Raw genomic sequence first — 14,747 nt, forward strand, 5'->3', positions numbered from 1 at the left:
GGAGTGGTTTACCTATAGAAAAAGCAGTTTAATGATTTGTAAAGTGTTTGCTGTTCAGCATCGCACATTTGTAAATAAATTATTTGTTAAATCAGAAAGAAGTGTCGTAAATTTGACCATAATACGATTTCGGTCGAAAATTATCTAAGCCTATCTACTGCACTCTGTGAGCTAACTGTCACGACGTTTTACTTATTTACATATTAGGATTTATGCATAAGAAGCTGCATGATAAGGTATCATGGCTAACAGAGGTAACTACTGCAAAGGAAAAAGGAATATACCCGTATTTCAGACCGATATCATCCGCCCAGGATACAGTAGTAATGATAGGAGGGAAAGAGGTATTGATGTTTGGTTCCAACTCTTACCTGGGGCTTACCAATCATCCGGTGATCAAGGCGGCTGCCCGGCAGGCAATTGAAAAATATGGAACAGGTTGTGCCGGATCCCGTTTTTTAAATGGTACGCTGGACCTGCATCTCGAATTGGAGAAGCGTCTTGCCAGCTATGTCAATAAAGAAGCGGCCATCGTATTCAGCACGGGATTCCAGGCAAACCTGGGCGCCCTCTCCAGTTTTACAGGCCGCAATGATTATATTATTATGGATGAATATGATCATGCTTCTATGATCGATGGAAGCAGGCTTTCGTTTTCCAGGGTATTAAAATACCGCCATAATAATATGGCCGACCTGGAACGTAAACTGCAGGATCTGCCAGAAAATGCGGTTAAACTTATTGCGGTGGATGGTGTTTTCAGTATGGAAGGAGATATTGCCAGATTACCTGAAATAACCGCCCTGGCAGACACCTATGGTGCTAATATCATGGTGGATGATGCACACGGCTTAGGCGTAATAGGTGAACAGGGGGCTGGCACTGCCTCCCATTTTGGATTGGACCAGGAAGTGGACCTTATCATGGGCACTTTCAGTAAATCACTGGCTTCTCTGGGAGGTTTTATTGCCGGGGATGAAGACAGCATCGAATACCTGAAACATAAAGCCCGGTCGCTTATTTTCAGTGCCAGCATGACGCCGGCTGCTGCGGCCAGTACCATCGCAGCATTAGATATCATTCAATCAGAACCGGAACATGTCGCCAACCTCTGGCGAAATACCCACTATGCTATGGCATTACTACAGGAGGCTGGCTTTGAAACAGGCCCTACCGAAACCCCCATCATCCCGATCTATGTCAGAGATAATGAAAAAACATTCCGGGTTACTCAAATGCTGCTGCAGGAAGGCGTATTCGTAAACCCTGTAGTACCTCCGGCTGTTCCGCCGGATGCTACCCTGATCCGCTTTTCCCTGATGGCTACCCATACCTTAAAACAAATTGAAGAAGCAGTGGATAAACTTATTAAAACATTCCGGAAAGCCAGAATCAGTAACTTAAAAGAAAAGATATGATACAGGTGGAACGGGTAACAACCAAAGATCAACTCCGGCAATTCATCGATTTCCCGCATGAGTTGTACGCCACAGACCCTAACTATGTACCGGAATTATTTATTGCCCAGCGGGACCTGCTCACGCCTGGCAAACATCCGTTTCATGAACATGGTAAGGTACAGCCTTTCCTGGCTTACAAAGGCAATAAGGTAGTAGGCCGTATTGCAGCAGTGCTGAACGGGAATCATAATGCCTTTAATCAGGCACAGGACGGCTTCTTTGGCTTCTTCGACAGTGTTGAGGATGCTGCTGTGGCAGCTGCGCTTTTTGATACGGCTGAAGCATGGCTGAGAAATAAAGGGGCAGATACGATTATCGGACCGGTCAACTTCTCCACCAACGAAACCTGTGGTTTGCTGATCGCTGGTTTTGATGCACCACCGGTAACGATGATGACGTATAACAGCCCCTATTATATCAACCTGTATGAACAGGCGGGATTTACCAAAAAAACAGATCTGCTGGCCTATAAGCTGCTGACAGAAGAGGTGGATGATAAACCTTATAAGGTGATGACCACCCTGATGCAACGGCTGGAACAGCGGGGTATTACTATCCGGAAGATCAATATGAAAAATTTTGATGCAGAGGTGGTGGGTGTGCGGAAGGTATATAACGAAGCCTGGAACAAGAATATGGGTTTTGTGCCCATGACAGACAAGGAGTTTGAGTACCTCGCTAAGGACCTGAAGCTGATACTGGACCCCGATTTTTGTATGGTGGCAGAGCATAATGGGAAGGTGGTAGGCTTTTCATTAGGTATCCCGGACATCAATGAAGTGTTTATTAAGATCAGGAAGGGACGGCTGTTTCCTACCGGGATTTTCAAATTGCTTTTAGGCAGAAAGAAGATAAAGTCAATGCGGGTAATTGCCCTGGGTGTATTGGAGCCTTACCGCAAAATGGGTATAGAGGCCTGTTTTTATGGCAGCCTGATACAAAAAGCAAGAGAAAAAGGTTTTCATAGCGCAGAAGCTTCCTGGATACTGGAACAGAATGATATGATGAACAGGGCACTGATCAATATTAATGGACGGGTTTACCGCAAATACAGGATCTATCAAAAGGCAATAGGATGAGGGAGAAGGTGTTGATAACGGGGGCCAGTGGTTTTGTAGGTTTTCACCTCGTGGATGCTGCATTGGCAGCAGGCATGGAGGTGCATGCTGCCGTGAGGAAATCCAGCAGTATTGAACATATGAGTGTTTTTAATGTTAAATATGTTTATCCCGATTATAATGATCAGGAGGGCCTCAGAAGGGAACTGGAACGCCAGCAGTATGATTATATCATTCATGCAGCCGGCATTACCAGGGCGCGTAACCGCGCAGCATATGATGCGGTAAATGCGGATTATACCAAACAACTGGCACAGGCAGCGCAAGCAGCTGGCATGCTGAAAAAGTTTATTCATATCAGTAGTCTGGCAGCAGTAGGGCCAGTCAATTACACCGCATTGGAGCCTATTACAGAAGATAATCATCCGCAGCCGGTTACCAGCTACGGGCAAAGCAAATTGTTAGCGGAACAATATTTGATGAGTACTACAGGTTTGCCATATATCATCCTTCGCCCCACTGCTGTGTACGGACCCCGGGAAAGAGATATCCTGATCATGTTTAAAACGATAGGAAAGGGGTGGGAGCCTTATATAGGGCGTGCTCCCCAGTGGTTGAGCTTTATTTATGTAAAAGACCTGGCACAGGCAGTGATTAAAGCCATGAGGGCACCTGTTGCCAACAGCATTTATCATATTTCAGATGGATATGCTTATGACCGGTATGCCTTGGCACAGATTACCAAGGCACTGTTACATAAAAAAACGATGAAGCTACATATTCCGCATGGGGTGATAAAGCTGCTGGCAGGTATGATGGAAACCGCTACCCGGTGGAGCGAAAAAAGCCCGGTGCTGAGCAGGGAGAAACTACAGGAATTAACTGCCGCTAACTGGCATTGCAGCATTGAGAAGATTGGAAGGGAACTGTCTTTTGTTCCGCAATATAACCTGGAAACAGGGCTGTCACAAACACTACAATGGTATAAATCCAATAATTGGTTATAAATAACATCGTCACATAGAAAAGTATAAATTATGAAACAGCAAATTGAACAAGCACAAGGAAAATTAGGCATCTTAATGCCTGGATTGGGAGCCGTGGCTACTACCATGATAGCTGGCGTGGAAGCAGTTAAAAAAGGTTTATCCCAACCCATTGGCTCGCTTACTCAAACGGGTAATATCCGTTTAGGTAAAAGAACGGAAAACAGACTGCCTAAAATCAAGGATTTTGTTCCACTGGCGAACCTGAATGATATCGTATTTGGTGGATGGGATGTATATGAGGACAATGTTTATGAAGCTGCCGTAAAAGCGGGTGTATTGGATACACATCTGCTGAAAGCCATCCAGCCGGAGCTGGAAGCTATCGTGCCAATGAAAGCGGCATTTGATAAGAATTTTGTAAAAAACCTGGACGGTACCCACATCAAGGAACAGAAAAGCAGGTATAACCTGGCGCTAGCAGTGATGGAAGATATCCGCCTGTTTAAGGAAAAAAACAACTGCAGCCGCATCGTGATGGTATGGTGTGGATCTACTGAAATATACAATGAGCCGGTAGATATTCACGAAAGCCTGGAAAAGTTTGAGCAGGCACTGGTAGATAATGATCTCCGTATTGCCCCCAGCATGATCTATGCCTATGCAGCGCTTAAACTGGGCATACCTTTTGCAAATGGAGCTCCTAATCTTACTTGTGATATCCCCGCATTAATGGAGTTGGCGAAGGAAACCAAAACGCCTATTGGCGGCAAAGACTTTAAAACCGGTCAGACACTGATGAAAACAATCCTGGCACCAGGCTTGCAAGCGCGTGCATTGGGTGTGCAGGGATGGTTTTCTACGAATATCCTGGGTAACCGGGATGGGCTGGTGCTGGATGATCCTGATAATTTCAGGACTAAAGAAGTATCCAAACTGGGTGTGCTGGAAGATATTCTGAGACCAGATCTGAACCCGGAATTGTATGGAGAGCTGTATCATAAGATCCGTATCAACTATTATCCTCCACGTGGAGATAATAAAGAGAGCTGGGATAATATCGATATCAATGGATGGCTGGGCTATCCCATGCAGATAAAGATCAATTTCCTTTGCCGCGATTCTATTCTGGCAGCACCAATTGTGCTGGATCTGGCATTATTTATGGACCTGGCACAACGTGCTGGCATGAGTGGCATTCAGGAATGGCTGTCATTCTACTTTAAATCACCACAAACAGCGCCAGGATTACGTCCGGAGCATGATATTTTCAAACAGCTCATCAAACTGGAAAACACGTTGCGCCATATGATGGGTGAAGATCTGATCACTCACCTGGGATTGGATTATTATGAAACACCAGAAGAAAATGCATGATCAGGTTTCATAGGATAATGGCTACATGCCTGGGGATAGGGTACATAGGAAAAGGCGGGGGCACCGTAGCTGCGGTAGTTACCGCTATTGCCTGGTACCTTATCCAGGTAGGCCGGGAAATTCACCTGGGCACACAGCTCACCATCACCTTACTGATAACGGCATTGGGTATCTGGTCGGGCAATAAAGTGGAAGCGGGCTGGGGAAAGGATGATAAAAAAGTGGTGATAGATGAAATGGCAGGTATGTGCGTAAGTCTGCTATTGATTCCGATGCAGCTGAAATATGTGATCACGGCCTTAGTGCTGTTCCGGTTTTTTGATATTGTAAAGCCGCTGTTTATCCGGAAAACAGAGCAGTTGCCCGGAGGATGGGGGGTAATGATAGATGATGTAGTGGCGGGTATTTATGCTAATATATTATTACAGTTAGTGATCAGCTATAACCTGTTTTGACAAAATGTTCACATTTATTAAAGCACAGGCAGCTTCATTAACGGCTACGGCTTCCGATTTCCTGATGACCATTTTGCTGGTGGAAGTTTTCGGATGCTGGTATGTTGCAGCAAGTGCAACAGGAACATTTACAGGAGGAGTTTGCAATTTTATTATTTGCAGGCGTTGGGTGTTTAATGCGGAAAACGGACCCGTGAGATGGCAGGCCATGAAATATGTGCTGGTATGGATAGGAAACCTGGGCCTCAACGCTGGTGGCGTATTCCTGGTTACTCACTACGTGGGATGGAGCTACATCATTTCCAAGGTATTCATATCATTGGTGGTAGGTGCAGGATACAATTATGTATTGCAAAAGAAATTTGTTTTTAAATGAGTTGGAATAAGTACCATAGGAATGGCGTAAGAATATTTGCAGTCATATTGTTATTAATATGCCGGGCAGGCATATCGTTTGCACAGGAAATAGTTGTAAAGGGTACCGTAGTGGAAGTGGATGGCAAAACACCATTGCCGTTTGTAAATGTTTTTATCCCCGGCACATCAACAGGCACACAAACAGATGCCAACGGAAAATATACTATCCGGATGACCACTGCCAGAGATAGCCTCCGGTTTGCCTACCTGGGATACAAAACCGTTACGCTAGGGGTATCTGATGCGCCTCAACAGGTGATGAACGTACGATTACAAACTGCTGCCAGGAGCCTGTCTGAAGTAGTGGTGAAAGCCGGGAAGAAAGAACGGTACCGCAATAAGGACAACCCGGCCGTAGAACTGATCCGGCTGGTCATTGACCACAAAGCATCTAACCGGATTGATCATTACGATTACCTCCGGTATAACCAATACGAAAAACTGGAGTTTGCGCTGAGTAACCTTTCAGAAAAGGTGAAAAATAACCGGTTGACACGTAAATACAAGTTCATATTTGATAACCAGGATACCACCAAAATGGAAGGGAAATCCCTGCTACCCATTTACCTGGAAGAAACGCTCTCCGATGTCTACTATCGCCGTAATCCCGAAAAGAAAAAAACGATCGTAAAGGCGGATAAGAAAGTGAGCTTTGAAGAATATATTGACAACCAGGGCATGAGTGCCTATCTGAATCATATTTATCAGAACATTGATATTTATGATAACAACATGATGTTGTTTACCAACCAGTTTTTAAGTCCGATTGCTAATTCGGCGCCTACTTTTTATAAGTACTTTATTACAGATACGATCACTACAGATACGCAGGAGAAGCTGATCGTACTGGACTTTATGCCCAGGAATAAAGCCGATTTCCTGCTGCAGGGTAAATTGTATATCACACTGGACGGTAACTATGGTATTCAGAAAGCGGACTTCACCGCCAATAAAGAAGTGAACCTGAACTGGGTACGTGAGTTCAGGGTATTCCTCGATTTTGATAAAAGCAAAGATGGCAAGTACTACATGAGCAAAACTACCATGCAGGCCGATTTTGGGATCTTCAAAGGCCGTGGAGGTATCTTTGGCGAACGTACCGTGTCTGTAAAGGATTTTGTGATTAACGAGCCACAACCGGACGATTTTTATAAAGGTCCGGCATTGGTAAAGCCCGAAAGCGCGGGCCTGGCAGGGGATAGCTTCTGGGTGGCTAACCGCCATGACAGCCTTACGGTGGCGGAATCAAAGGTGTATGCCAATATTGACAGCCTGCAACATATGCGTTCCTTCAGAAGAACAATGGACATAGCTACTTTACTACTGGCCGGATATAAAGGGTTTGGACCGGTGGAAGTGGGGCCGGTGAACACTTTTTACAGCTTTAACCCTGTGGAAGGGTTCCGGCTCAGATTAGGCGGCCGTACTACTCCTAAGTTTAACAAGAACATCTACCTGGAAACATATGCTGCTTACGGGTTTAAGGATGAGAAATGGAAATATTACCTGGGAGGTACCTATTCCTTCACCAACCGGGCACAGTTTGAATTCCCGGTAAGGGCGCTGCGGGCCAATTTTCAGCGGGATACTAAAATACCGGGCCAGGAGCTGCAGTTTGTGCAGGAAGACAACTTCCTGCTATCGTTTAAGAGAGGGGATAACAATAAGTGGTTGTATAATGATATTTACAATGTGGATTACCTCCACGAGTTTAATAACCATGCCTCATTTAAGGTGGGCTTTAAAAACTGGAAACAACAGCCAGCGGGTGGACTTACCTACTTTAAAGGCGGGCCGGTTACCGGCCTCAATGTACCGGCGCTCACTACCAGTGAGCTTTCCCTGGAGCTGAGATGGGCGCCACATGAGCAGTTTTACCAGGGTAAGGTATACCGCATTCCTATCCCTAACAAGTATCCTATTTTCACATTGCGGGGTATTGCGGGGGTAAAGGGATTGTTTGGCGGGGAGTATAATTACCAGAACCTGACCCTGAACATCTATAAAATGGCTTATCTGTCACAGTTAGGTTTCAGCGAAATCGTGCTGGAAGGCGGTTATGTGTTCGGCAAGCTACCCTTTCCATTGCTCACTATACACCGGGCTAACCAAAGTTATTCTTACCAGTTGCAGTCCTATAATATGATGAACTTCCTGGAATTTGTGAGCGATCATTATGTAGGATTAAATATTGATCATAACTTTAACGGCTTTATTTTCAATAAGGTGCCTTTACTAAAGAAGCTGAAATTACGTGAGGTAGCGGCCGTAAAAGTATTGTACGGAGGGGTAAGGCCGGAGAACAGGCCGGAAAATGATCCGTCGCTGTATAAGTTCCCGGTGGACGAGCATGGTTTTACAACTACTTTTTCGCTGGATAAGAAGCCTTACATAGAGGGCAGTATAGGGATTGCCAATATATTTAAATTGTTCCGGATAGACCTGGTAAAACGCTTTAGTTACCTGGAGCATCCGGGGGTATCTGAATACGGCATCCGGGGCCGGTTCAAATTAGACTTTTAAAAGCGTGCCCGTGAAAAAAATATTAATAAATGAAAACAATGGCTTTCAGAGATAAGCTGCAGCAAGGTATTTACGTAGTCATTAATCCGCTGGTACGCGGCCTGATAAAGATGGGGCTTACCCCTAATGCGGTAACCACCATTGGTCTTATTTTAAATATAGGGGTAGCGGTTATTTTTATCATAGGTGCAGAAGATGGCAACCGGGCAGATCTTTCTTATATAGGATGGGCAGGTGGATTGATTCTCTTTGCAGGTTTATTTGATATGCTGGATGGACAGGTGGCCCGTTTAGGGAATATGAGTTCCCGTTTTGGGGCTTTATATGATTCTGTGCTGGACCGTTACAGTGAATTAGTACTCTTTCTGGGCATTTGTTATTACCTGGTGGCGCATCATTATTTCCTGAGTTCTCTTTTTGCCTTTATCGCGCTGATTGGGTCTATGATGGTAAGTTATACCAGGGCACGTGCAGAAGGGTTGGGTATTGAGTGTAAAGGTGGCCTGATGCAGCGTCCGGAGCGGGTGGTGATCCTGGCAGTATCTGCCATTGCCTGTGGCATAGTAGCAGCGTGTATTGGAGGGGACTATAAATTATTTATTCCGGGGATTCCGTTTCACGTATTCGAAACGATCTCCATTTTTACCATTCCTATTACTATTATGGCAGTACTGACAAATATTACGGCAATTAACCGGTTGAGAGATGCAGGGGCAGCGTTGGAAAGAGAAGATAAAGCAAAAAAAGGGAATGGATCAGGTATGCCTGGCGGGCTACCGGTAGTAATAGCGCTGGTGCTGCTGCTGGGCATGGGTACTAAACCGGTAATGGCTATAGGGCCGGATTTGCCGGGGAAGAATGAAACAGATACTTTTCCCGTACCAGCGGGCATTCCCCATTTATTGTTTTATATACAGCGTACTTCCAATATCAACACGATTGTGTATGATCTGAACCTCGCTGAGGATGGCACGCTTAATGTGGGAGAACCGGTAAATGCGTATTGGGTAAGATACGCAGAAGATGGCTCTAAAAAGAAGCTGAATTATATACAGAAAAAATTTGCATACGGCCTGAAGGCAAAATCAATAGGTAATAATAAATACGAGTTGCGTTCAGTAGCCTATGACAAACATCCGCTTTACCTGGCAGGCACAGGGGGCGGAAACTACCAGGTATACACGAAGATCAAGGACGAAATGGCTGTTCTGAAACGTATTTATCTGAAAATTGAAGGCGGCACTTTCTGGGTACCTAATGTAGTATATGTGGAATTAAAAGGAGTAAACCCGGTAACGGGTGCGGAGATAATAGAACGATTTAAGCCATAAATACAGGAGGAAAGATGAAACATAGGTTTGAAAGAAGCGGGCCGGGATCCCCCCGGCTCTTTAAGCATGATTTCCTGGAACGGTTATCCAGCGTACACTTTGCGGTACCATTATTTATTTATGTAAGGATCATTTACTTTTTCAGTGAGCAGGCATTCCTGCAGATGGAGCTCACCATACCGGTTTTTGCAGGATTCTCTGCTGCCGGCGTACTTTTATGGATGCTTACGGCATATGTGTGGCATCAAACCGTGTCACATTTTAAAAACACATCTGCTATCATCAGAGGTATGCATACCTTGTTGCAAGGCCTGCATTATCAGGCACCGGAAGATGGTAGGAGGGTGATGATATCTCCTTTTGTGAGCATTCCATTGGCAATAGGGGCCTATTATTTGTTTGCGATGGTGCTGCCGGATGATTACCTGTATGCTTTTTATCCGGGCTTTTTAGCGGGATACCTGGTATATGATCTGGGACATTATGCTTTACACCAACTCGATATTAAGCATCCCCGCTGGGTGCTGCTAAGAAAAAAACATTTCCGTCATGCCCATGCAGCTACCTGCTCTGAGGATGATATCAATAATTATTTTCAGCATGGACATTTCAGGCCGGACTATTCAAAGCATTAATATGAATAACACTTTCACCGCAAGGGGTGTTACGCTTTTTAATGGCAAAACATTATTGTTTACAGGTATACTCAGTATAGCATACCTGTTATTATCATGGGCGCTGGTAGGTTTTAAAACAGATCAGCTGGTACTGGTAGCGATATTTAATACTTTTTATTACGTGTCATGGGGTACCCGCAAATTCATCCAGGGTTTTTCCATCTTTATTATCTTCTGGGTGCTGTTTGACTATATGAAGGCTTTTCCCAATTTTCACTATAATGAGGTGCATATCAAAAGCCTGTATGATGCGGAAATGCATTGGTTTGGGATCAGAGAAGGGGATAAGCTTATTACCCCTAATGAGTTCTGGCTGATACACCAGAACCGGTGGCTGGATATTATGTCGGGGGCATTTTATCTTACCTGGGTACCGGTACCTTTGTTATTTGCAGGGATTCTCTTTTTCCGCAACAGGGTACAGTTCTTTCATTTTTCCCTTACTTTTTTGCTGGTCAACCTGATTGGTTTTGTGATCTATTATGTGTATCCTGCGGCCCCACCATGGTATGTACAGTTACATGGATTTGATTTTTATCCTGCTACACGGGGTAATACTGCTGGTCTGGCACGGTTTGATGCCTTCTTTCATGTAGATATCTTCCAGTCGCTTTATACCAAGAGTTCCAATGTATTTGCAGCAATGCCTTCGCTGCATTCTGCTTATCCGCTGATTGTGCTGGTATATGGCTGGCGCAATAAGATGGGCTGGCTGAATATCCTTTTTGCAGTGATTGTTGCCGGGATCTGGTTTGCAGCGGTATACACCAGTCACCATTATGTACTGGATGTAATAGCCGGCATTATATGTGCCGTGGCGGGAATCCTCTTATACAACAGCGTGTTTAGAAAAGAAGTGGAGCGCAGGGTGCTAAAAGCAAATACCTGATATGGAAAAAAAAGAGGAACCAGTAAATGGTTCCTCTCCGTTGGGGTATCCGGTTGTAGGTAACAATGGTTTTAATCCTTCTTTTTTACTGGTTGGCCTTTGGCGTCATATTCCTGACCATCAAAGTTATACGAGCGATTGCCCTCGCCAGTTCCTATACTAACGCTGCTGATAGCTTTGAATGGTATTACTATTTCATTTTTAGTATTGATCAGTGCATATTCTCCGGCTTTATTTTGTACGGCGGTGATTCCCTGTTCAAAAGGGTAAGCCGTTTGGTATTGTAGCGGGATCACTGTTTTCCCATTTACATCAATGAACCCGTGAAGCCCGCCTTTTTCTACTTCGGCCAGTCCTTCTGTAAATGACTGCACCCGGTCGTAGCCCCGCAGGTCAATGACCAGCTTTCCTTTTGCATCAATAAACCCGTAATATGCCTCCCGATTGGCTGTAACCAGCGCTCTGCCGTCTTTAAAGTACTCAATATGGCTATACTTCACTGGCAGTATTGTTTTTCCCTCCAGGCTTAACAACCCTTTGAGGCTGCTGGTGTTTTTTACCAGGAGGCATTGCGCAGCAGGTTCAAAAGTGATCTCTTCATATGTCACAGGCACTACTACCTTACCATGGCCGTCAATAACCCCTTCCAGTACCTCTTCGTTTTCTACGATCGCCAGGTCATTATTCAGGGCGCGTATATGCGTATATTCATTAAACGGTTCCAGGCTGCCAGTTGCCTCATTCAGCTTTAAATACTGGGTTTCATCTTTATCATTCACACCTTCAAAATAATAGGCATTAATCTGCTTCATGTCGTCATAGGTAGGGGCGATGGCAAAATTACCGGTGCTATCCAGGAATCCATATTTGCCGGTTTCACTGTCTTTGACAAATACCAGCCGGGCATGGTTCGGAGATTCATTTTGTACCATTATTGTTGCCTCTTTCTCCTGGCGTTCATCCGCAGTATATATTACTATTGAAGCTACATTGCCCGCATAATAATTTTCCACATAGCGGAAGCCGGAGTCCTCAAAATATAGTAAGCCGGACAATTGATTACGCATATCGGCCGCGAGTTCCGCCGTTGTTTTGTACTTATCTTTTTGCAGGTTTTTAACAATGCTTTTCAGTTTATCACTGAGGTCTTTTACGGCACTTTCCATTTCTCCGGGAGGTAGATTACCCGTTTGGTATCCTTTTTCATCCAGGATTTTTCCTGCTTTATTCAAGGCCTGTACCATCAGGAAATTTTTGTTAGCTTCCCGGGAAATGACCAGCTGTACTGTATTCTTGTCAATATCTTTCAGTGTAATCTCGCCACCGTTTATTTTTACTGATGAATGCGCCTTGTCCAGTTGATGGGGGCTCATTTTAGTAATGTAGCTATAGGAGGCTTTCAGCAAAACGCTATCAATTACTTTGGAAGTTTTCCAGGAGTCGTCTTCCGTGATCTTCCTGGCGGTTTTATCTACTGTACCATCGTGGTAGTAGGTAGCTAATGCCGTGTAGATAAGCCGGTTGGTTTTATCATCGTTGACCAGCCGGGTTTTATAGCCATCCGGGGTATTTACCGTAATCTGGGAGAAAGGATGGATAATTTCCTGCTGTAGCTGCAGGTTGGGCAGGAGGGCATTATATTGGAGGAGCATTTCTTCCGGATTGGGCATTGTAAACGCCGTAGTATACCGCTCATCTTCCTGCTTATAGGAACGTCGTTTTTCATCGCTGTTGCCCATCCCTTTTGTGAAAAAATTAAGATAAGCTTCCAGTTGCTCACTTTCTTCAGTAAGCCTGGCTTTTGCATCCGGAAGGCTAAGGGTATCAAATGCTTTCAGGTAATCATTTAATTCCTCAGACTGGTGTTTTCCCTTACATGCTATCAGGCTCAGGATGACCAGTGAGGTGATAGCCATGTACCGTATCATAAGATATCTTTTGTTCATATAGCAAACATAAGCAATCCTGTTGCCCGGGTTAGTACCATTTGTTATTCGTGGGAGGGAGATGCATAAGTGTGGCAAAATGGGCCAAATGCGTCAACAGCTGGCAAAGGAGTGAAAAAACAACCGTCAACCAAAGACAGGATTAAATCACCCTGATTGTAAACCAGATCCAGGATTTATTAACTAAAAGGTGTAAACCTATACCAGGATTAGACCTAAACCCTGCCATGGGCCTACGTTTCGTTAGGGATATCCCGTAGATATCCCGTATATGTCCCGTATATATCCCGTAGATATCCCGACAATAGTACTGGTCGGGATATCTATGGAATATCTCCGGGATATCTTTGGAATAACTGTGGTTTATTGCAGGTTGATACAAGAGCAGGAGTACCGGATAAGTGGGTTTTGCCATGCCTTTGGCGTGGAATGGGCATAAAAAAGCCGTTTCAGTACTGAAACGGCTTAAAGTAGTTAATGAAAGAAGCAGGGTTATTTGGGCAGCAACACCTTTTTTCCGGTACTGGCAGATTGCCGGGCAGCTTCCAGGATTTCCACCACGATCAGGTTGTTTTTGAGGGAGGAAAGATCCGCTCCTGGTTTGATCCTGTTGCGGAGTACTGCCTCCAGGTAGCTGAGGTTGTCCTGGTATTCCGGCGGAAGGATGTTGGCTTCCATATGCGCATAGCTGTTATTACCATTGTCCCTGATACGGATGGAATGGGCATTTACTGCCTGTATATAGCCTGATTTACCAAACACCTCCAGGTCTTTGATGCTGAAAGGCCAGTTCCACGAAGCCTCAATAATACCGGTGGCCTGTGGGTATTCAAGTAAGATGGTAGCATCATCATCTACATGGGGGTAGATATCCGGTTTGATTTGCCGGGTAATGGCAGTAACGGAGGTAGGTTTGATCCCCTTCATGAGCCAGGTCATCAGGTTGGCCCCATAACAGCCGAAGTCGATCAGGGCGCCGCCCCCGTTTTTAACAGGATCGGTGAGCCATGCCAGGAATTCATTGCTTACCCCTATTTCTTTGGGGCCTTCATGTCCGTCATGTACTACCATCTTCCTGATTTCACCAAGGCCCGGGCTGGTTTGCAGCATGGTAAACAGTTGCTGGTTGCTGGGATACCACGTGGTTTCATAGTTCGTTAGTACATGAATGCGGTGTTTTTGTGCCAATGCGGCAATTTTGTTGGCGTCTGCCAGGGTGGTAGCCAAAGGTTTTTCTACCATTACATGAATGCCTAAAGGAGCACAGGTTTGCACTACCGACAGATGATCGGCAATCGCATTATAGGCTACTACAGCTTCCGGCTTATGCCGTTTTAAAAGAGCTGGCAGCGATTTGTAAAAAAGGGAAGCTGGCAGTTCATATCTTTCCTGGTAACGCTGAACGAGAGCGGTATCGCTTTCTGCAATGCCCACAATGTCAACGTCGCCTTTCTTATACCGGTCTATCAACCCGGTTACGTGATCGTGGCTTAAGCCCGCCACCGCTATTTTCAAAGGTTTTTCGGATTGTGCAGCTACGTGTAATGCAGTACAAAGCAGTACCAGGATAATGACAGCATGCTTCATAAAAGTAACGGGATACTTTTTCATCGGAGTAGATTGTAGAT

Annotated in this window: 12 protein-coding genes; 10 read left to right on the top strand and 2 right to left on the bottom strand. The window is 44.9% G+C overall.

Annotation, left to right across the window (positions count from 1 at the left end; genetic code table 11):
- Window positions 1-212 precede the first annotated feature (212 nt).
- From spt to ABR189_RS02985, 10 genes are read left to right on the top strand one after another with little or no spacing between them, the layout of a single operon-like run.
- Window positions 213-1,418, top strand: coding sequence for a serine palmitoyltransferase (spt, locus tag ABR189_RS02940; RefSeq protein WP_354658948.1), 1,206 nt, complete (start codon window positions 213-215; stop codon window positions 1,416-1,418).
- Window positions 1,415-2,539 (top strand): GNAT family N-acetyltransferase, encoded by a 1,125-nt coding sequence (locus tag ABR189_RS02945; RefSeq protein ID WP_354658949.1) that lies wholly within the window; start codon window positions 1,415-1,417, stop codon window positions 2,537-2,539. The genes spt and ABR189_RS02945 overlap by 4 nt, the downstream gene beginning before the upstream one ends.
- Window positions 2,536-3,525, top strand: coding sequence for an NAD-dependent epimerase/dehydratase family protein (locus ABR189_RS02950; RefSeq protein ID WP_354658950.1), 990 nt, complete (start codon window positions 2,536-2,538; stop codon window positions 3,523-3,525). The genes ABR189_RS02945 and ABR189_RS02950 overlap by 4 nt, the downstream gene beginning before the upstream one ends.
- A gap of 30 nt (window positions 3,526-3,555) precedes the next feature.
- Complete coding sequence (locus tag ABR189_RS02955) at window positions 3,556-4,881, top strand: inositol-3-phosphate synthase (protein ID WP_354658951.1); 1,326 nt, start codon at window positions 3,556-3,558, stop codon at window positions 4,879-4,881.
- Window positions 4,878-5,336, top strand: coding sequence for a phosphatidylglycerophosphatase A family protein (locus ABR189_RS02960; RefSeq protein ID WP_354658952.1), 459 nt, complete (start codon window positions 4,878-4,880; stop codon window positions 5,334-5,336). The genes ABR189_RS02955 and ABR189_RS02960 overlap by 4 nt, the downstream gene beginning before the upstream one ends.
- 4 nt (window positions 5,337-5,340) lie before the next feature.
- The gene (locus ABR189_RS02965) at window positions 5,341-5,712 is read left to right on the top strand and encodes a GtrA family protein (RefSeq protein WP_354658953.1); all 372 of its coding nucleotides are present in this window, start codon (window positions 5,341-5,343) and stop codon (window positions 5,710-5,712) included.
- Window positions 5,709-8,276 carry a DUF5686 and carboxypeptidase-like regulatory domain-containing protein gene (locus ABR189_RS02970; protein ID WP_354658954.1) on the top strand — a complete coding sequence of 856 codons (2,568 nt, stop codon included), beginning with the start codon at window positions 5,709-5,711 and terminating at the stop codon, window positions 8,274-8,276. The genes ABR189_RS02965 and ABR189_RS02970 overlap by 4 nt, the downstream gene beginning before the upstream one ends.
- 29 nt (window positions 8,277-8,305) lie before the next feature.
- The gene (locus ABR189_RS02975; protein ID WP_354658955.1) at window positions 8,306-9,607 is read left to right on the top strand and encodes a DUF4833 domain-containing protein; all 1,302 of its coding nucleotides are present in this window, start codon (window positions 8,306-8,308) and stop codon (window positions 9,605-9,607) included.
- Window positions 9,608-9,621: 14 nt separating this feature from the next.
- Window positions 9,622-10,242 (top strand): sterol desaturase family protein, encoded by a 621-nt coding sequence (locus ABR189_RS02980; RefSeq protein WP_354658956.1) that lies wholly within the window; start codon window positions 9,622-9,624, stop codon window positions 10,240-10,242.
- A 1-nt stretch (window position 10,243) separates the two neighbouring features.
- A complete protein-coding gene (locus ABR189_RS02985; protein ID WP_354658957.1) occupies window positions 10,244-11,173 on the top strand; it encodes a phosphatase PAP2 family protein in 930 nt (309 codons plus the stop codon).
- A gap of 71 nt (window positions 11,174-11,244) precedes the next feature.
- Here the strand turns inward: ABR189_RS02985 and ABR189_RS02990 are convergent, their stop codons facing one another.
- On the bottom strand, window positions 11,245-13,101 hold the full coding sequence (locus ABR189_RS02990; protein ID WP_354658958.1) for a WG repeat-containing protein: 1,857 nt from the start codon (window positions 13,099-13,101) through the stop codon (window positions 11,245-11,247).
- A gap of 510 nt (window positions 13,102-13,611) precedes the next feature.
- Window positions 13,612-14,730 carry a Gfo/Idh/MocA family protein gene (locus ABR189_RS02995; RefSeq protein WP_354658959.1) on the bottom strand — a complete coding sequence of 373 codons (1,119 nt, stop codon included), beginning with the start codon at window positions 14,728-14,730 and terminating at the stop codon, window positions 13,612-13,614.
- Window positions 14,731-14,747: the final 17 nt, after the last annotated feature.

This window comes from Chitinophaga sp. H8 (genome assembly GCF_040567655.1).
In the GTDB taxonomy this organism is placed as follows: Bacteria; Bacteroidota; Bacteroidia; order Chitinophagales; family Chitinophagaceae; genus Chitinophaga; species Chitinophaga defluvii.

Bases quoted from the DNA above. Each gene is read 5' to 3' on its own strand.
- spt (WP_354658948.1), top strand. From the start codon at position 213: ATGCATAAGAAGCTGCATGATAAGGTATCATGGCTAACAGAGGTAACT.
- ABR189_RS02945 (WP_354658949.1), top strand. From the start codon at position 1,415: ATGATACAGGTGGAACGGGTAACAACCAAAGATCAACTCCGGCAATTC.
- ABR189_RS02950 (WP_354658950.1), top strand. From the start codon at position 2,536: ATGAGGGAGAAGGTGTTGATAACGGGGGCCAGTGGTTTTGTAGGTTTT.
- ABR189_RS02955 (WP_354658951.1), top strand. From the start codon at position 3,556: ATGAAACAGCAAATTGAACAAGCACAAGGAAAATTAGGCATCTTAATG.
- ABR189_RS02960 (WP_354658952.1), top strand. From the start codon at position 4,878: ATGATCAGGTTTCATAGGATAATGGCTACATGCCTGGGGATAGGGTAC.
- ABR189_RS02965 (WP_354658953.1), top strand. From the start codon at position 5,341: ATGTTCACATTTATTAAAGCACAGGCAGCTTCATTAACGGCTACGGCT.
- ABR189_RS02970 (WP_354658954.1), top strand. From the start codon at position 5,709: ATGAGTTGGAATAAGTACCATAGGAATGGCGTAAGAATATTTGCAGTC.
- ABR189_RS02975 (WP_354658955.1), top strand. From the start codon at position 8,306: ATGAAAACAATGGCTTTCAGAGATAAGCTGCAGCAAGGTATTTACGTA.
- ABR189_RS02980 (WP_354658956.1), top strand. From the start codon at position 9,622: ATGAAACATAGGTTTGAAAGAAGCGGGCCGGGATCCCCCCGGCTCTTT.
- ABR189_RS02985 (WP_354658957.1), top strand. From the start codon at position 10,244: ATGAATAACACTTTCACCGCAAGGGGTGTTACGCTTTTTAATGGCAAA.
- ABR189_RS02990 (WP_354658958.1), bottom strand. From the start codon at position 13,101: ATGATACGGTACATGGCTATCACCTCACTGGTCATCCTGAGCCTGATA.
- ABR189_RS02995 (WP_354658959.1), bottom strand. From the start codon at position 14,730: ATGAAAAAGTATCCCGTTACTTTTATGAAGCATGCTGTCATTATCCTG.